Genomic DNA, 17,995 nt, shown 5'->3' on the forward strand with positions numbered 1-17,995 from the left:
TCCAACTTGGAACACCAAAACTGTTCAACAATGGTACAGTTATGCATCTTAACCCCTCACATGCACAGGAGTGGCTGGCAAGCTCTTGGCAGCGAAGTAAACAGGCTGGATTGAGTGAACGACGCCTGCCAGAAGATATCCGCGTCTCAGATCGACACCTCGCCCAGCAGCGCTCAGATCACGCAGAGCTTATTGACGCTGTGCAGCTCTGCGCTCTACCTCTGTTTAATCAACTATTTGCGCACACCGATAGTCGCCTGATCCTGACCGACAATCAGGGGGTGATCCTCGCTAGCTGGGGACAGCCAAGATTTAAAGAGCGTCTGACGTCAATTGCTCTGAGCTCAGGCAGTTGCTGGCAAGAAAAACTCAAGGGCACCAATGCCATAGGCACGGCTCTGGTTGAGGCAAAACCGGTCACTATTATTGGTGAGCAGCACTTTATCCAGCAGCACCGCTTTATAAGTTGTAGCGCCATTCCAATCAAAAGTCCTCTGGGAGATCTGGTTGGAGTGCTAGATATTACAAGTGAGCAGCAGATCCATGACATCAACACCCAGATGCTGGTGCATAGCATGGTACAGCAGGTGGAAAATCGGTTGCTGCTCTCAACACCCGAAGCAAGCTTTCAGATCAATATTGCCTGTGAGCCTTCCCTGCTTGGCACCCATTGGCAAGGGATACTGATCACCAGTGAAACTGGGCGAGTGGTCGCCCATAACCAGATCGCAGGGCAGATCTTGGCTCAATCAAATGTGATTGGTTACCAGCTCGATTCGCTGCTTCAAGGGGATGCGGAGAAGATCGTGTATAGCTCGCATCCATTGCAACAAAAGCGTCGCCGCAGCAAAACCCTAAGCTCTTCTTGTGACCTGCATTTTGGAGACAGAACCTTTGAGCAGAGCTGGCAACAAGCCACTCGGGTCATCGACAAAGACATCAGTATTATGATCCTTGGTGAAACTGGCGTAGGTAAGAATGAGTTTGTAAAGGCTCTGCACAATCACAGCCACCGCCGAAATGCGCCGCTTATCTCAGTCAACTGTGGCGCACTGGCAAGAGATCTGGTTGAAGCAGAGCTATTTGGCTACGAGGCGGGAGCCTTTACTGGAGCCAATCCTAAGGGCAGCAAAGGAAAGATCCGTCTTGCCGATAAAGGGATTTTATTTCTGGATGAGATTGGTGACCTGCCACTAGATGCGCAAAGTCGCCTGCTGCATGTATTACAAGACAAAACCGTTGTGCCGCTTGGCTCTGGACGCTCTTACTCAGTCGATGCTCGAATTATCGCCGCCACTCATAAAGACCTAGAGCAACTGGTAGCACAAGGACTATTCCGCCAAGACCTTTACTACCGCCTCAATGGTCTGGTGACCGCCCTGCCTAAACTGGCACAGCGAGAAGATAAGGCAGCGCTGATCCAAGCTATCCACCAGCGCTACTGCGAAACGGATCAACAGTTATGCCCTCACCTAAATAAGGTGCTTATGGCCTACCACTGGCCGGGCAATATTCGAGAGCTAGACAATTTAATCAAGGTAGCAAGTCTAATGGCTCAGGGCGATCCTCAGCTTAACCTGAGTCACGTCCCCGAGCACCTTGCCAAAGGTTTGGCACAGACAGAGCTGACATCTTCCAATCCTGAGAGTAAGGATCTTAAATCTACCCTTGAGGATACCTTGGTAAAAACCTATCAAGCCAATCAAGGAAATATCAGCAAAACATCACGCATGCTAGGGATCAGCCGCAATACCCTGTATCGGAAACTTAAAGCAATAGGGCTTATTCGTTAGTGCTCGTCTCGGTGAACATGGACCACCTCAAATTGTCGTTGGCATACCTTAGGTTCAATGTACGCCAATGACACTAGAGTCCAATTCGTTTCGCCACGTCGCTCACCGCTTGAACAATTTTGGTTTCTTGCTCCGAAGCTTCTGACGATAAGTTGTAAAACATAATACAGTCTTGGCGGATAGACGCTGGCGCTTCGAGCAAATCGACCCTCCTCAGCTGACCACGTTCAAGATAAGCCTGAGCATCTTGCTGCGCGACTACACTCCACCCCTCTCGCATCAGTTTTTCCATCAAAAACTGCTTTGACGTAACAACCTCGTACACACTACTCATCTTGGTGTGCCTGAGCGCATTGTTTAAATCATTTTCTGTAATCAACTGCTTTCTTGTGGTGAGTTCGGCTAAGGCGATCGGCTGTGTTGGAATATCTGAGTCGGTTGCGGTGTAAATACCCAACGGGTAAGCGCCTAAATTGACGCTGCCAATGGCGGAACTCGGATGAATATTGCCAAGACCCGGCATAATTGCCAAAAGCACCTCTCCTGATTCTATCTCCGCCAAACAGTGATGCCTATCGCGCTGAAGCCAGTGAATAGATACATTGGGAACCAAAGACTTAATCTCGCTTTCAATCTCGATCAGCATAGCCGTTGGGGTCAGGCTGTCATGATACAGAGTGATATTGGAAAGCTCACCTTGGTAGGCGGACAAGGCTATGTTTTCGAACTCTAGGGCCTGTCTTGCCAATAGCCTTGCTCGAGGATACAAACGACGAGCATATTCAGTTGGGACAGCCTTTTTCCCTTCAATGACAAATAGCTCAACCGCCATCATATCTTCCAACGCCGCAATTCTTTCTCTAACGGTGGAGCGCGCTTTACCAAGCTTAACGCTGGCTTTGCTAAAACTTTGCAACTCATACACGTGAGTAAAACAGGTCACTTGTTCAAATGAGATCATAACGCCTCTTTGTACGCCTAAGGCGTACATTATGAATTTATATGTTTGAAATTATCACAGTAACCTAGGCACATACAAATTCACAGCAATGATCATCCACGGAGATCACCCCATGAAAACATCCCTAATTGCCACTATTATCTCTGCTGCCGTTTCAACGTCTGCTATCGCTGAAATTAAACCGATGTCCACCGTACCAGCAAAGCCTCAAGATCAAGTCACTTTGAGCAACTACACCCATTCGCCTTACAACCAATGGGCTTTCCAGAACATGGGAATTCACCCTTCGCTCATGGTGCCACGTGACGGTGAGATTGCTGAGCTTCCAGAAGCCCTAAACCCTGAGGTGGCAAAGCACACATTTAACTACGGCGATCAAACATTGACGTTTCGAGAGGCGATGATCAATGACTTCACCGACGGCTACATAGTGATCCAAAACGGAAAAGTATTGCATGAAGAATATTTTGGTGACTTTGGAGCCAGGGATCATCACCTATGGGCATCGAGCACTAAATCCCTTGTTGGCCAAGCATTAGGTCTTTTGGTAGAACAAGACAAAGTTGATGTGAACCAAAAAGTATCCCATTACATCGAAGAGCTGAAAGACACCTATTTTGGCGAGCAAGATATACGCACAGTGCTCAATATGACCAGTGCGCTGGACTATCGTGAAGACTACGTCAATATGGCTCCGGGCGATGTGCACTACGAGTATTTCCGCCGCCTCGGTTTTGTACCCGCCTACGACTTGATGGCCATTGACCCGACGAAAGACGATACCCCGAAAGATCTACTCAGTTTTGCGGCAATGTTTGAACAAAATCCGGACCTCGACAAAAACCACAAGTTCGAATACCACAGCCCAAATGTTGACGTGATCGGCTGGGTAATTGCACGTGTGTCTGGTGAACCATTGAATGAGTTCATCGCTAACAATATCTGGAACAAACTTGGCGTTGCTCACGATGCGTTCTTTATGAGTGATATGAACTACAACCCGATTGCGACTGGCGGTTTCAACACCACGCTGCGTGACTTTGCCAAAGTGGGCTTGGCCATGGTTAACAATGGGCAATATAACGGCGAACAAGTATTTGCCGAAAAGTGGGTTAAAGAGACATTTACCCTCAGTGATGAAGAAAAACGTCATACCCAAAACAGCATTTATAGACAAGCTGACACCAACGTTTTTGACACTCATCTACAAGGCTACAAAAACTTCCTGTGGGTGCATGATTCAGACAAGAACATCGGCACATTTAGAGGGGTGTTTGGACAATTCCTTTACATCAATCAAGAGAAAAACGTGGTGATTGCGACGTTCTCCTCTGCTGACAGTGCATCCAATGCGGCTCGAGACAGCGCAAAAGCGAAACTGCAAGCATTCGAATCACTGGCGTCAACACTATAACAGTGACAGCTTAACCCTTAGCGTAACTGTCAGGGTTTAATCACAGGTTAAGGTTGGTAGCAAATAGGTAATGAAATTCTCCGTTTCATTACCTTACCGCCTTAGCCTTTCTACTCTTTATCAACATTTGCCCTACTTATTTCTCTTTGGTGTTACATAAAATCATTACCATATAAACGTTTTCGGAAAACGTTTGCTTTTATCAAGTCCAACTTATAGAATCCCGCCCAAATTAATTCCTACCTAAATGATACGGACGTTACTAGGTACTAAACCAAAGAGCTGTATCATGTCTTTACTAATGAGTATCGTGGGCATTTTCACACTGCTTGCAGTGGGTTTTGCCTTTTCTGAAAACCGTAGTGCAATCAATAAACGCACCGTACTGTTAGCCCTTTTAGCACAAATTGGCTTTGGTGCATTTGTGATGTTTGTCCCTGTTGGCGAGCAGATCCTACAAGGCATGTCTAATGGTGTTAACCACGTTATTTCTTACGCAAATGAAGGTCTAGCGTTTGCATTTGGTGACCTTGGCAAATTTGGCATGGGCTTCATCTTTGTGGTGAACGTTCTATGTGTAATCATCTTCATTTCTGCGCTTATCGCAGCCCTCTACTACCTAGGCATAATGCAGCTGATGATCAACATCATCGGTGGCGCACTGACTAAACTGCTTGGAACATCTAAAGCAGAATCTCTGAGCGCAACAGCAAATATCTTCGTTGGCCCAATCGAAGCGCCTTCAATGATCCGCCCTTTGGTGAAAAACATGACTCGTTCAGAGCTGTTTGCGGTAATGACGGGCGGCCTAGCAAGTGTTGCTGGCGGTACTATGGTCGGCTACATCAGCTTGGGTGTTGATCCAAAATTCATCATCACGGCGTGTTTCATGACTGCGCCTGCAGGTCTACTTTTCGCAAAACTACTTTGTCCGCAAACCGATGAAGTTGTGGTGAACAAAAAAGTTGAACTAGACGATCAAGACGCACCGAAAAACCTTCTCGACGCTATCACTGAAGGCTCTATCGTTGGTATGCAGCAAGTCGCTGTGGTAACTGCGCTAGTGATCTCTTTCGTCGCTCTAGTGGCTTTACTTAACGGCATTATCTCTGGAATTGGTGGCATGATTGGCTTTGAAAACGCAAGCCTTGAGCTGATCATCGGTTACATCTTGTCGCCACTGACCTTCATGATGGGTGTTCCATGGGAAGAAGCAGTAACTGCTGGCGCTCTGATCGGTAAGAAAATCGCTGTGAATGAGTTTGTGGCTTACATGAACTTTGTTGAGATCTCAGAAACACTATCTGCTAAAACTCAAGCGATCATCGCATTCGCACTATGTGGTTTTGCGAACTTTGGTTCACTGGCGATGGTGATTGGCGGCATTGGAGCAATGAATCCTGAGCGTCGTCCACTGCTAGTTGAAATCGGTCCTCGCGTACTGTTCGGCGCAGTTTTGGCTAACCTAATGTCTGGCACAATTGCTGGTCTATTAATCACTCTTGCATAAGGAACTTCAACATGGCGACTCCGCATATCAACGCAGAAAAAGGCGATTTTGCAGAAACTATCCTGATGCCAGGTGATCCGCTACGCGCCAAACTGATTGCAGAAACGTATCTAGACAACCCTAAGTTGGTGTCTGATGTTCGCGGTATCTACGCATACACTGGCACTTACCAAGGCAAAGCACTATCTGTGATGGCGCACGGCATGGGTGGTCCTTCGGCAACCATCTACTTTCACGAGTTGATGACTGAATTTGGCGTTAAGAACTTCATCCGTATCGGCAGCTGTGGCGCTATTCATGATGACGTGAAAGTAAAAGATGTTATCGTTGCGATGGGTGCGTCGACGGACTCTAAGATTAACCGAATCCGTTTCCGTGACCACGACTACGCAGCCCTTGCTGACTACAACATGCTGCAAAAGTGTGTGTCGGTTCTTGAAGGTACAGACATGAGCTACAAAGTCGGCCAAGTGTTCTCTTCTGACTTGTTCTACCGCCCTGATTTCGACATGTACGAACTGATGGCAAAGTACGGTGTGCTAGGTGTCGAGATGGAAGTGAACGCACTTTACTCTTGCGCCGCAGAAAACGGCTGTAAAGCAGTTGCAATGTGTACCGTGACAGACCATATCACCAAAGGTGAACACCTGACGGCAGATGAACGACGCACTGAGCTACATGAAATGATCAACGTCGCTCTAAAAACGGCCATCGCTCTGTAAATGCCAAGCCTAGCCGTGAGCTAGGCTTTTTTCTAGGAAACGAATAATGACAACAAAAGCTGTCTTAGGCGCACTATTCCACGCTCCTGTTAAAGGCCAGTTCGAGCATTTTGAAAGTGCGTGTGTTGAGTTTGATGCCAACGGGGTGATTACCCAAGTGATGCATTGCGGACAAGAAGGATTTGAAGCGCTCGTTGAGAAGCACCAAGATGCCGATAGTCTAACTAAGCTCAACAAGCATCAATACCTAATGCCGGGGCTTGTCGACCTGCACACTCACGCCCCTCAATGGCCGCAATCAGGCAAAGGGCTAGACTTACCGCTACACGATTGGCTGAATCAGTACACCTTTCCGCTCGAAAGCCGCTACCAAGAGCCAGAATTTGCCCAGCGTATGTATCCAGAACTGGTAGAGACTTTACTGGCTCATGGCACCACCACTGCGATGTACTTTGCGACGATTGACAATCAAGCCTCTGAGTATTTGGCTAAGGTATGTCAGCAAAAAGGTCAACGTGCGTTGATCGGTAAAGTGTCGATGGATGAGAAATCCATGTGTCCTGAATACTATGTAGAAGAGTCTAGCCAAGCGGCAATCGACAATGCAGAGCGTTTTGTTCAAGCTGTTCAAACGATCGATAACAAGCAAGGCTTGGTCTATCCGGTGATCACACCTCGCTTTGTTCCAACGTCAACCTATGCGCTGCTTAGCGGACTTGGCGAGCTAGTCGAAAAATACGACTGCCACGTGCAAACCCATGCGTCTGAAAGTGATTGGGCTCGTGACTATTCACTGCAAAAGTATGGCAAAAGTGATGTTGAGCTGTATCACGAGACAAAGCTACTGACACGTAAAACCGTTCTGGCGCACTCTATCTTCTTTAGCGACAGCGACAAGAAAACCGTGAAAGAAGTTGGCGCAGGTATAGCGCACTGCCCATTATCTAATATGTACTTTGCCGATGCCGCCTTCCCTTTGCGTGAAGCGCTCGATGAGGATCTACATGTGGGTTTAGGTGCTGATCTTTCTGGTGGCCCTATCCCTTCGATTTTCCACGCCTGTCTTGATGCAGTAAGCCACTCAAGAGTACGCGAAGCGGGTACTAATACTCATCTGATGGAAAATCGTGGCGAAGCATCAAGCCGAGTATCATTTGTTGAGGCATTTTGGATGGCAACCAACGGTGGCGGTCAAACCCTCGATTTGCCAATTGGTGTGTTTAAGCCGGGTTACCTGTTTGATGCTTTAGTGGTTGAAGCCAACTCTCCAACCAGCCAAGTGCGAGTTTACGATGACCTTGACTCTAGCCAAGACATTCTTGAGAAAATCATCGTTCATAGCTCTGAACCCGCGATTAAGAACGTTTGGGTAAATGGCCGATTGGTCAAGTAAGCCTCCAAAAATAAAACCCCAAACTCTAGAGCTTGGGGTTTTTATTATCTTCATTATATCGATGCGCTATTCATCATCTTTTGGTGCTTGGTAAGCCAAAGACCCTGCAAGCTTCATCGCCTCTACGCCATCTTCAAATGAGATCATTGGAGTAAGGTGGAAATGGCGTAAACCACCACCAGCCATCGCCGCCATTGAAAACGCTTTGATATGGATATGATCTGGCATTTCAATCACTGCAATCGAGTCGTGCTCACCAAATGAGATCCAACTACCGATAAACTTGCCACCCATCTTCTCAACGATAGGGATCATGCTGTTTAAGCGATTTTCAGGCTTTGCTACTAGGCCCGCCATCGCTTCGGCAGTAAACGCCACTTGGACTAAGTAAGTTTGTAACGCCACGGTTTACCCCTCTTCCTTGATGCTCAATTCAAACGAGCCAGAAAGGCTGTTACTTACGGTACAGATCGCTTTGGCATCCTTTAGCAGCTTCTGCGCAACTTCAGGATCTGCGTGAACGCCTGCGCTTAGTGCGACTTCATAACGAGCAAAATGCATCGGCAGTTCTGTCCCTTTATGGCCAATCACCTCAAAGCTAAATGGCTGCACCTCAATCTTCTTGCGCTTTGCGACCATTTGCAGCGATAACACCATGCAAGAAGCCACTGAGTAGAGCATGGTCATGGCTGGGCTATCTAGCTCAGGTGTTTTAGATAATGCGCCCAGCTCTGTGCCATACACTAGTTCACCATCCGCATTGAGCGCTGCAATGGCTGGTCCGTAACTGGCTGCTTTTATTTTAATTGCCATAAAATACCTTTTAGAAAATCGCGTTAGGAAGAATTAATACAATGCTTGGTACCAAAGTGATTATCACTATGGCGAGCAACAAGATCCCCCAATATGGGATGGTTGCAATCGCTGTGCGACCCAAACTTATTTCGCCTTTGGTCAATGCCGTTAGCACCGATAAATTAAGCCCCACTGGCGGTGTTACTTGACCAATTTCAATCATGATAGTGATCATCACACCCACCCAAATTTGGTCGAAACCAAGTCCTGTCAGTAGTGGGAACACTATCGGTAAAGTCATCACCATCAATGACAAGCCATCAAACACACAACCAAATAGTACGTAGATAAGAACGATCAGTAGGAAGATGCCGTATTTGCCAAGGCCGCTATCAATTGCGGTTTGCAAAATCGCCTGTGGGATACCAAGAATGCTCACTGACTGAGACAAAATAGCTGCGCCAAGCACAATAAAGCCAATCGATGCAAACATCAGTGCGCTACGATATACCGACTCAACCAAGCCTTTAACGCTAAGATCGCCCCAGATAAACGAGATAGCTATCGCTACAGCGACACCTACTCCAGCCGCTTCCGTTGGCGTCGCAATACCAAACATAATGCTGCCCATGATTGCCAAGATCATCAGTAGCACTGGCCATACTCTGGCGAGTCCCACCAAGATAAAGCTCAGGGTGTATTTAGTATTATCACGAGGTGCAATGCTTGGGTCTTTCACGCTGCGCAAAAAGATGTACAGCATGAACAGTGCACTCACCATGATGCCCGGTACGATACCTGCTGCAAACAAGCGACCAATTGAGGTCTCTGTTAATGCACCAAAGATCAGCAGTGATAGACTCGGTGGGATCAAAAGCCCCAAGGTACCCGCCCCCGCAAGGCTGCCTACAACCGCTTCTTTGTTGTAGCCACGCTTGCTTAGCTCAGGATACGCCACCGAACCAATCGCCGCTGCCGTCGACAAGCTTGATCCACTGACTGCACCGAACAAAGTACAAACCGCCACATTGGAGTGAAGTAGCCCGCCTGGAATACGAGCAAAAATTGGAGTAAACGCTGCATAGGCACGCTCACTCAAACCACTTCTTAGTAGAATTTCCCCTAACAAAATGAACATCGGAACGGCGCTTAACGTGAAGGAGTTAAAAATACCCCAAATCGTATCAATCGCTAGATACGCCGAACCATAATTGAAAAAATGCAGAATGATAAGTCCAGTAAAGCCTAAAGCGGCCCCAAGGGCGATACCACTGCTTGCTGTCGCCACCAACACAGAGACGAGGGTCGTCCAAAACATCTTAACGTTCCTCTAATTTAACGATACCGACAACACGAGCGCAGTAAATCAACAGGCAAAGCCCCATCGATACGGGTACAACACTCATAAGTGGATACAACAAAATACGCGCTGTTTCCGATTTAAGCTCGCGTCTGATTGCAAACTCCATCCAAGGAATGGCTTCCCATAAGATCCAGCCAGTAAATGCGATGCCGACCAAGGTTCCCGCAAAAACGAGTATCTTAGTCGCCAACGCAAAACCGTCTTTCAAAGCCTCAATAAGTAAGGTCACTCGAATATGCTGACCTTTTATGGTTGCCATTGGCAGTGCCAAAAACAGACTCGCACTCATCAACAGCCCCACCAGCTCTTCGGCAAAGAAGAGCGGTGAGTCAAAAAACTTACGCAAAACAACACTGGTGATGATGACAAGTAAAATTGCCGTCAATGCCAGTGCAGACAAAATTGCGAGAAAAAAGGCTGAACCTCTCAGCCCTTTCTCGATCGAAGATTTCAATGAACTCATAAACTGTGCTGCGTTACTCTCGACCCATCGCTTTTAGAACCCGCTGACGATATTCAGGCGCTTTACCACCCGCTTCCTTCGCCAGTTCACCCCATACTTGAGTGATCGCTTCAGTGAACTCTTTACGATCTGCTTCTGGGAAATCTGATAGCCACTTCACGCCACCCTCTTCCAGCTTGCTACGCGCTGCCAGCTCTTTTTGGTGGTCATCTTCATAGGAGTTGGTGCGCTCCCATACGGCATCACCGGCTTCAAGTAGTGCTTGCTGGTGTTTCTGTGGAAGACGATCCCACTTACGCTGAGACATGCCTAGGACATAAGGGCCAGATGCCATTGGGTATAGGTATGCGGCGTATTTAGCCACTTCTTGAAGAGATACTGTGTGAGCATATAGTGCTGGGTAAACTGCACAATCCACGACGCCTGTTTTCATCGCTACGTACATCTCTTCTTGAGGAATAATTTGAGCTGAAACACCTAGGCGACCAAAGGTATCAACCTGATCTTTCGCCCACACACGCAGCTTCTTGCCACGCAAACCTTCTAGGGTGTTGATTGGCTCTTCACGACAGAAGATAGACGCTTCTAACATTGGCAATGCAACGTAACCTGTGATCGCTACATCCCAATCGTTAAACTCTTCTCGATAGATTTTCTTCACTTCAGGCAGTGCTGCATTGAGCTCTTCAACCGAACCAATCGTGCCCTGCACCATCACAGTACTCATGCTTTCAGCATCTCGACCAAGGTAGTTTGCCCACGCCAAGCTCATATCCACAGCACCACGAGGAAGGAATCGCAATACATCCGTGTTCTTCAGACCTAAAGAACCACCACTGAAGACTTTAATATCAATCTCACCGTCGGTTTTCGCTTTCACTTCGGCGGCAAACTGCTCTAGCTCTTTCGTTTCAGGGCGAGTTTCTGGTAGGAAGTTGTTAAAACGCCACTCTTGCGCTTGTGCAACTGACATCGACAACAAAGTGGCACTGACACCACCTAAAATCCACTGACTAGCTTTCTTCATTCTGAGTTACTCCATGTAATATTTTATTATTGCCCTACTTTAACTGAGTAAATTATTTATAAATTAGTTATATGTAAAACAATTCGTTATTGACTATAACTCAAGGAAATCACAGATGGAGAGTTTTTGTACTGAGGTGTGAGAAAGCTCGCTCAACGCACAAATATCAAGCGATGTAAAAGCACCTCACCCCATATCAGTGCAGGCTTTGTCCGCTCTCGGACAAGAAAGAAGGCGAAATTTTCGAGCGATAATTCCCTTCTATAAATAGGGCTGTAATCTTGTGCGCAGTAGGCGTGACTTTTGCTATAATCGCCGACCCGAAACAATGATAACTACCTTATTAAGGACTTCACTTTGAACCTATTTGTTAATGATCTTACCGTCATCGATGTCTCATACCTGTGTGAAAAGCGAGGTATGGTAGGGGAAAGTTGGATTTTGGATGTCATTCTCTCAGGTGAGCTCAATGAAATGAGCATGGTGCTAGACTTTGGCAAGGTTAAAAAACAGATCAAATATTTGGTCGATGAGTATGTGGATCACCGCCTACTGATCCCAGCTGTAAACTCGCAAGTACATATTCAAGCGACGCAAAACGGCTACTCAACTGTCGACCTAATTCGTGGCGACAAAAGCATTCACCTAAACTGCCCAGATGAAGCGTTCTGCATCATCGATGCACCTCAAGTGGATATCGAAAGCGTAACTGAGCATATTTACCAAGTGCTGAAAGGCAACCTACCGCACAACGTACAAGGCTTAGAAATCACTCTACGCCATGAAAACATCGCAGGCGCTTTCTACCACTATTCTCACGGGCTGAAAAAACACGATGGCAACTGCCAACGCATCGCCCACGGCCACCGCTCACCTATCGAGCTACACGTCGATGGAGCTCGCGATTCAGCTCTAGAACAAGCTTTTGCCAACCGCTGGGAAGACATCTACTTAGGGACAAAAGAAGACCAAGTAGCGCTAGAAACCTTAACACTGAGCGAACACGCAAGCACTATCACCAATGACAGTCACTACGGCTTCAAATACACAGCGCCACAAGGCGAGTTTGAGATTGCGATTGCTAAAACAGAATGCGAAGTGTTGGATACAGACACGACAGTTGAACTGCTCGCAGCCTACATTGCAGATGAAGTAAAGCCTTCAGTTGCAGAAGGTAAATCTCTAAAAGTTGTCGCTTATGAAGGGGTTGGCAAAGGGGCTATGGCGTTTAGGTAGTTTAAAATCTAATCATATAACACCCATAAACAGATTTTATGGGTGTAATTGGCTAACAGTCTTCCAAGCAACGACTATGTTGTCTGACATATCACCCTTCATATCCCAAGTAACCACTAATCCTTACTGAGCCCGCTCCACAATAACCTGACTTTGTCCCTTACTAGAGCGAAAACAAATTTGCTCACTAATCATTGTCATGGCCTCATATTCAAGTTATAAAGAGCTTAAATAACAATTATAAAATTAATGTCTTTTGGCTAGCTTTTGCAAAACTCTAATGTTGTTATAGAGATGCCTATGCCAAAGCCAATACAAGAAAAAACTAAAAACAAATACTGGCAGTCCAACAAAACATACCTTGGTCTCGCTCTATGTTTCCTATCTTTTGGGGCGCTCGTGGCCCTGTTCACCTCATTCGTTAACTACCACATGCAAGTCACTAATATTGATAGTGCCTTGGAATCCAAATTTGAAGGGGAGCTCTACGCAAAAAAGCGATTGATTGCTAACTCCATTAACTCTCTAGATGCAACCTTGTTGTCTATCGTGAGTAGCCCAATCACCACCAATTACCTCAAAGTACCGACACCAAGCAACCTCAATACTCTTCAGTCTCTTTTCCTAGCCATACTTGAGTCAGAGCCAGAGTACATGCAAGTTCGATATCTCAACCAGACCGGTGCCGAAATGGTCAGAGTTGAGAGAAATATGCTCGGGCACAGCATTGTTAGAGACAAGAATGAGCTACAAAACAAAGCGGACAGGTACTATTTTTACGAATCTATTGCTTTGAACAAGCACGAAATCTGGTACTCGAAACTCGATCTGAATGTAGAACACGGACAAATCGAACACCCGATAAAACCCACGATTCGTATCGCGACACCTTTAAAACATGAAGGCAACCTCTATGGCGTGATCGTTATTAACGTGAATGCGTCGTTTATGCTGAATGCAATTTCACAGTCTACTGACTTTGATGTATTTATTGCCGATAAAGATAACCAAGTCTTACATCACCCAAATGAAACCTTATCTTGGAGTCGCTATTTAGGCGAAAAAGAGCACGACTACCTAACCTCCTATGAAGGTAGATCGATCTATTCATACTCGCTGAACGAGCTTGTAAGCAATGGTGAAGGACTAAAGTTAGTCATGGTTCCTAAAACGACCACTATAGAAACTATTACCAATACCAACTTTTTCACGGCCGCCATTATTGCCGCGATCGTGATGCTTATTTCGTTCCCCCTATCGGCTATCGTCGCCCTTATACCTGCTAAGCTACAAAATCGACTCTCTGATACATTGGTTGAACTCAAGCGCACCAATGCAATTGTCAGTAAACACGTAATCACAAGCAAAACCGACCTTAACGGTAATATTACCGATGTAAGTGAGCGTATGTGTAAGCTCTCTGGCTATACTGCCGACGAAATGATCGGTCAAAAACACAGCATGCTAAAGAATAGTAAAGCCAGCCCAAGAGCATACAAATCGCTATGGAGGACGATAACCAAAGGTCACACATGGAAAGGCGAGTTTTTCAACCAGACAAAAGCAGGCAAACCTTACTGGATTTACAGCATTATCACTCCAGAACTGGATGAAGAAGGAAATTGCACGGGCTACGCACAAATAGCCCAAGAAATCACTTCACGAAAAGCACTTGAAGTGATGTCGATTACTGACTCACTCACCCAACTATTCAATCGACACAAGCTTGATCAAGTACTCACCGAGCAGACGAATGTCTTTAAACGATATCAGCAGCCTTTCAGCATCATTCTTATCGATTTAGATCACTTTAAGTCGATCAATGACAACTATGGACATCAAATAGGAGATGAAATTTTAGCCTCCGCAGCCCACATGTTGAAAACATGCTCGCGAGAAGTCGATTTTGCAGGCCGCTGGGGCGGCGAGGAGTTTCTCATCATTTGCCCAAACACCAACCTAAAGGGTGTACGGACATTAGCAGAAAAACTAAGGACCACCATCGCATCTTCTTATGAGGATAAAGAACCTCAAGTTACGGCAAGCTTCGGGATAGCCCAATGCGCTAAAGATGAAGAAGTGAATGCGCTAATTGCCAGAGCAGATACAGCCCTGTACAAAGCGAAAGAGCGAGGACGAAATCGTATCGAGTCAGAATAGAATTTTAACAGGACACACACCAAAAGTATGAAAATAGACTGATTTCACTCAGACAGTAACTAAGCTCTCATTCGCTTTGACGCCAAGCAGTTAAGGTAAACACAAACAACCAACCTTAACGACTTATGACTACTGCAAGAAAACAGCTCGTGGCCGTAGATGCCACACCCTATTATCATTGTATATCTCGCTGCGTGAGACGTAGCTTCCTTTGCGGCATTGATAGTCTTACTAATACTAACTGCGAACACCGACGAGCGTGGGTAGAAGCCAAAATACTGTCACTTACGCAGATGTACTGCATCAATGTATGTGCCTATGCCGTAATGAGTAACCACTTTCACGTTGTACTGCACATAGATCGCAGTAAGGCGCTAGCATTATCTCAGGACGAAGTCGTAGAAAGGTGGGGAGTCGATCACAAGTTACCAGCCTTGATACAGAGGTGGCGACAAAAGCAGCTAACATGCCAAGCGGAAGAACAAAAATGCTCAGAAACAATTGAGATTTGGCGAGAACGCTTATGGTCACTCAGTTGGTTTATGAAGGAGCTCAACTACGATATTGCCTGCAAAGCTAACCGAGAGGACAATTGCACTGGTCATTTCTGGGAAAGCCGCTTTAAAAGCCAAGCACTGTTAGATGAAAAAGCACTTGCCGCAGCGGTGGCATACGTAGATTTAAACCCCGTTAGAGCTGGCGTGGCAAAAACTCCCGAAAGTTCAGACTTTACATCGATAAAAGCCCGCATAGATGCGTTGAATCAGAACCAAACTACCGCTCCTTGTTTACATCCATTCGTTGGCTCTTCGAACAACTTAAAGCTTAATGGCATCCCATTTCGATTAATTGACTATCTCGAACTCATTGACTGGACTGCACGACAGTTTAGGGAAGGAAAATATGCGATGGAAACTGCCCTCCCCCCGATCTTGGATAGGCTCGATATCGATTCAGCCACTTGGTTTAAAGCATGTGTTCAACTAGAGAGACCGCATGTAACTGCCGTTGGCAGTATAAGCCAAATCGAATGTGCTAAAGCTGCTTTGAACAAGACTAAGATCCATCTTTATTCTCTGGGCTAGAAGTTACAAGTACACCAGTTTTCAAAATTAGGTGCCTGTCCTTTAATTATGTCCCAGGAAAACGTCGTCGATACTTTAAATCTGCCACCAAAAAACTGAATCTTTAAACCCTATCTTGCACATGGCAATGGGAACGGCATATTTGGTCAGTTTCTAATTAGCTGCCTGTCCTTTAATTAGATTCTAGAGACCTTAACACTGAGCGAACACGCAAGCACTATCACCAATGACAGTCACTACGGCTTCAAATACACAGCGCCACAAGGCGAGTTTGAGATTGCTATAGCTAAAACAGAATGCGAAGTGTTGGATACAGACACGACAGTTGAACTGCTCGCAGCCTACATTGCAGATGAAGTAAAACCTTCAGTTGCAGAAGGTAAATCTCTAAAAGTTGTCGCTTATGAAGGGGTTGGTAAAGGGGCTATGGCGTTTAGGTAGCATCTAGGCTCCCGTTTTGTAGAAAGCTCATCGCATACCAATCGATGAGCTTTTTTATATCTTGCTAATACACAGGTATCTTTTTAAGCGGGACACACACCAAAAGTATGAAAATAGACTGATTTCACTCAGACAGTAACTAAGCTCTCATTCGCTTTGACGCCAAGCAGTTAAGGTAAACACAAACAACTAACCTTAACGACTTATGACTACTGCTAGAAAACAGCTCGTGGCCGTAGATGCCACGCCTTATTATCATTGTGTATCTCGCTGCGTGAGACGTAGCTTCCTTTGCGGCATTGATAGTCTGACTAATACTAACTACGAACACCGACGAGCTTGGGTAGAAGCCAAAATACTGTCACTTATGCAAATGTACTGTATCGATGTATGTGCCTATGCAGTAATGAGTAACCACTTTCATGTTGTTCTGCACATAGATCGCAGCAAAGCGCTGGCATTAACTCAGGACGAAGTCGTGGAAAGGTGGGGAGCAGAACACAAGTTACCAGCCTTGATTCAGAGGTGGAGACAAAAGCAGCTAACATGCCAAGTGGAAGAACAAAAATGCTCTGAAATAATTGAGATCTGGCGAGAACGCTTATGGTCACTCAGTTGGTTTATGAAGGAGCTCAACTACGACATTGCTTGCAAAGCCAACCGAGAGGACAATTGCACTGGTCACTTCTGGGAAAGTCGCTTTAAAAGCCAAGCACTGTTAGATGAAAAAGCGCTTGCCGCAGCGATGGCATACGTAGATTTAAACCCCGTTAGAGCTGGTGTGGCAAAAACTCCCGAAAGTTCAGACTTTACCTCAGTAAAAGCCCGGATAGATGCGTTAAATCAGAACCAAACTACCGCTCATTGTTTACATCCATTCGTTGGCTCTTCGAACAACATCAAGCCTAATGGCATCCCATTTCGATTGATTGACTATCTCGAACTCATTGACTGGACGGCTCGACAGTTTAGGGAAGGAAAATATACGATGGATACTCCCCTTCCCCCGATCTTGGATAGGCTCGATATCGATTCAGCCACTTGGTTTAAAGCGTGCGTTCAGCTTGAGAGGCCGCGTGCGACTGCCATTGGCAGTATAAGCCAAATCGAATGTGCTAGAGCTGCTTTGAACAAGACCAAGATTCATCTTTATTCTCTGGAATAGAAGTTACAAGTACACCAGTTATAGTCACGCCAGTTGTTTCTGGCTTTTTGTGTTGGTTGTTCTTGCAAGAAAATGTCACCAATTTCATAAACCTGCCACCAAAAAACTAAATCTTTAAACCCTATCTTGCACATAACATTGGGAATGGCATATTTGGTCAGTTTCTAGTTAGGTGCCTGTCCTTAATAGATAACTCTTACACCCGTTATAGTCATGCCAGTTGTTTCTGGATTTTTGTGTTGGTTGTTCTTGCAGGAGAACGCTGTCGATACGATAAATCTGCCACCAAAAGACTGAATCTTTAAACTCTATCTTGCACATAACACTGGGAATGGCATATTTGGTCAGTTTCCAATTAGGTGCATGTCCTTAATTGAACATATACATTGCCTTTCAAACTAATACTTAAGTACTAACCAAATCATAAGTTTGTATGTATAATCTCGAATAAATTTCACCTAATGTTA

Annotated in this window: 15 protein-coding genes and 1 pseudogene; 10 read left to right on the forward strand and 6 right to left on the reverse strand. The window is 45.8% G+C overall.

Translation table 11 applies throughout. From position 1 onward, the window contains the following. The first annotated feature begins 41 nt into the window (after positions 1–41). Positions 42–1,793 (forward strand): sigma-54-dependent Fis family transcriptional regulator, encoded by a 1,752-nt coding sequence (locus tag J4N39_RS09245; protein ID WP_252018414.1) that lies wholly within the window; start codon positions 42–44, stop codon positions 1,791–1,793. A 73-nt stretch (positions 1,794–1,866) separates the two neighbouring features. Here J4N39_RS09245 and J4N39_RS09250 read toward each other — a convergent pair whose 3' ends face one another. Then, positions 1,867–2,754, reverse strand: coding sequence for a LysR family transcriptional regulator (locus J4N39_RS09250; RefSeq protein WP_252018415.1), 888 nt, complete (start codon positions 2,752–2,754; stop codon positions 1,867–1,869). Positions 2,755–2,866: 112 nt separating this feature from the next. Between J4N39_RS09250 and J4N39_RS09255 the strand changes: the two genes are divergently transcribed. From J4N39_RS09255 to guaD, 4 genes are all read left to right on the forward strand, one after another. Then, positions 2,867–4,168, forward strand: coding sequence for a serine hydrolase domain-containing protein (locus J4N39_RS09255; protein WP_252018416.1), 1,302 nt, complete (start codon positions 2,867–2,869; stop codon positions 4,166–4,168). A gap of 289 nt (positions 4,169–4,457) precedes the next feature. Continuing rightward, positions 4,458–5,678 carry a NupC/NupG family nucleoside CNT transporter gene (locus J4N39_RS09260; protein ID WP_252018417.1) on the forward strand — a complete coding sequence of 407 codons (1,221 nt, stop codon included), beginning with the start codon at positions 4,458–4,460 and terminating at the stop codon, positions 5,676–5,678. A gap of 11 nt (positions 5,679–5,689) precedes the next feature. Further along, positions 5,690–6,400, forward strand: a complete 711-nt coding sequence (gene deoD / locus J4N39_RS09265; protein ID WP_252018418.1) for a purine-nucleoside phosphorylase — start codon at positions 5,690–5,692, stop codon at positions 6,398–6,400. 46 nt (positions 6,401–6,446) lie between these two features. Further along, positions 6,447–7,793: a guanine deaminase gene (gene guaD / locus J4N39_RS09270; RefSeq protein WP_353505596.1), complete on the forward strand. Its 1,347-nt coding sequence runs from the start codon at positions 6,447–6,449 to the stop codon at positions 7,791–7,793. Between the two features lie 66 nt (positions 7,794–7,859). On the opposite strand, the gene J4N39_RS09275 is transcribed toward guaD, so the two are convergent. Genes J4N39_RS09275 through dctP form a run of 5 tightly spaced genes read right to left on the reverse strand, consistent with a single transcriptional unit; the run spans position 7,860 to position 11,441 of the window. Beyond that, on the reverse strand, positions 7,860–8,198 hold the full coding sequence (locus J4N39_RS09275; RefSeq protein ID WP_252018419.1) for a GYD domain-containing protein: 339 nt from the start codon (positions 8,196–8,198) through the stop codon (positions 7,860–7,862). A 3-nt stretch (positions 8,199–8,201) separates the two neighbouring features. Then, positions 8,202–8,606 carry an OsmC family protein gene (locus J4N39_RS09280; RefSeq protein WP_252018420.1) on the reverse strand — a complete coding sequence of 135 codons (405 nt, stop codon included), beginning with the start codon at positions 8,604–8,606 and terminating at the stop codon, positions 8,202–8,204. A 10-nt stretch (positions 8,607–8,616) separates the two neighbouring features. Further along, complete coding sequence (locus J4N39_RS09285; RefSeq protein WP_252018421.1) at positions 8,617–9,906, reverse strand: TRAP transporter large permease; 1,290 nt, start codon at positions 9,904–9,906, stop codon at positions 8,617–8,619. 1 nt (position 9,907) lies between these two features. Next, the gene (locus J4N39_RS09290; protein ID WP_252018422.1) at positions 9,908–10,414 is read right to left on the reverse strand and encodes a TRAP transporter small permease; all 507 of its coding nucleotides are present in this window, start codon (positions 10,412–10,414) and stop codon (positions 9,908–9,910) included. A gap of 13 nt (positions 10,415–10,427) precedes the next feature. After that, the gene (dctP, locus tag J4N39_RS09295) at positions 10,428–11,441 is read right to left on the reverse strand and encodes a TRAP transporter substrate-binding protein DctP (protein ID WP_252018423.1); all 1,014 of its coding nucleotides are present in this window, start codon (positions 11,439–11,441) and stop codon (positions 10,428–10,430) included. 357 nt (positions 11,442–11,798) lie between these two features. Between dctP and J4N39_RS09300 the strand changes: the two genes are divergently transcribed. From J4N39_RS09300 to J4N39_RS09320, 5 genes and pseudogenes are all read left to right on the forward strand, one after another. Beyond that, a complete protein-coding gene (locus J4N39_RS09300) occupies positions 11,799–12,677 on the forward strand; it encodes a 6-pyruvoyl trahydropterin synthase family protein (RefSeq protein ID WP_252018424.1) in 879 nt (292 codons plus the stop codon). A gap of 300 nt (positions 12,678–12,977) precedes the next feature. Further along, a complete protein-coding gene (locus J4N39_RS09305; protein WP_252018425.1) occupies positions 12,978–14,837 on the forward strand; it encodes a sensor domain-containing diguanylate cyclase in 1,860 nt (619 codons plus the stop codon). A gap of 125 nt (positions 14,838–14,962) precedes the next feature. Continuing rightward, positions 14,963–15,922, forward strand: coding sequence for a transposase (locus J4N39_RS09310; protein ID WP_252018426.1), 960 nt, complete (start codon positions 14,963–14,965; stop codon positions 15,920–15,922). 183 nt (positions 15,923–16,105) lie between these two features. Beyond that, positions 16,106–16,363 (forward strand): annotated as a pseudogene (locus tag J4N39_RS09315) (hypothetical protein); the annotation flags it as partial. 205 nt (positions 16,364–16,568) lie between these two features. Next, on the forward strand, positions 16,569–17,528 hold the full coding sequence (locus tag J4N39_RS09320; protein WP_252018427.1) for a transposase: 960 nt from the start codon (positions 16,569–16,571) through the stop codon (positions 17,526–17,528). Positions 17,529–17,995: the final 467 nt, after the last annotated feature.

Source organism: Vibrio sp. SCSIO 43136 (assembly GCF_023716565.1).
GTDB lineage: Bacteria > Pseudomonadota > Gammaproteobacteria > Enterobacterales > Vibrionaceae > Vibrio.

Bases quoted from the DNA above. Each gene is read 5' to 3' on its own strand.
- J4N39_RS09310 (WP_252018426.1), top strand. From the start codon at position 14,963: ATGACTACTGCAAGAAAACAGCTCGTGGCCGTAGATGCCACACCCTAT.
- J4N39_RS09255 (WP_252018416.1), top strand. From the start codon at position 2,867: ATGAAAACATCCCTAATTGCCACTATTATCTCTGCTGCCGTTTCAACG.
- J4N39_RS09250 (WP_252018415.1), bottom strand. From the start codon at position 2,754: ATGATCTCATTTGAACAAGTGACCTGTTTTACTCACGTGTATGAGTTG.
- dctP (WP_252018423.1), bottom strand. From the start codon at position 11,441: ATGAAGAAAGCTAGTCAGTGGATTTTAGGTGGTGTCAGTGCCACTTTG.
- J4N39_RS09285 (WP_252018421.1), bottom strand. From the start codon at position 9,906: ATGTTTTGGACGACCCTCGTCTCTGTGTTGGTGGCGACAGCAAGCAGT.
- guaD (WP_353505596.1), top strand. From the start codon at position 6,447: ATGACAACAAAAGCTGTCTTAGGCGCACTATTCCACGCTCCTGTTAAA.
- J4N39_RS09280 (WP_252018420.1), bottom strand. From the start codon at position 8,606: ATGGCAATTAAAATAAAAGCAGCCAGTTACGGACCAGCCATTGCAGCG.
- J4N39_RS09320 (WP_252018427.1), top strand. From the start codon at position 16,569: ATGACTACTGCTAGAAAACAGCTCGTGGCCGTAGATGCCACGCCTTAT.
- J4N39_RS09245 (WP_252018414.1), top strand. From the start codon at position 42: ATGCATCTTAACCCCTCACATGCACAGGAGTGGCTGGCAAGCTCTTGG.
- J4N39_RS09305 (WP_252018425.1), top strand. From the start codon at position 12,978: ATGCCAAAGCCAATACAAGAAAAAACTAAAAACAAATACTGGCAGTCC.
- J4N39_RS09260 (WP_252018417.1), top strand. From the start codon at position 4,458: ATGTCTTTACTAATGAGTATCGTGGGCATTTTCACACTGCTTGCAGTG.
- deoD (WP_252018418.1), top strand. From the start codon at position 5,690: ATGGCGACTCCGCATATCAACGCAGAAAAAGGCGATTTTGCAGAAACT.
- J4N39_RS09290 (WP_252018422.1), bottom strand. From the start codon at position 10,414: ATGAGTTCATTGAAATCTTCGATCGAGAAAGGGCTGAGAGGTTCAGCC.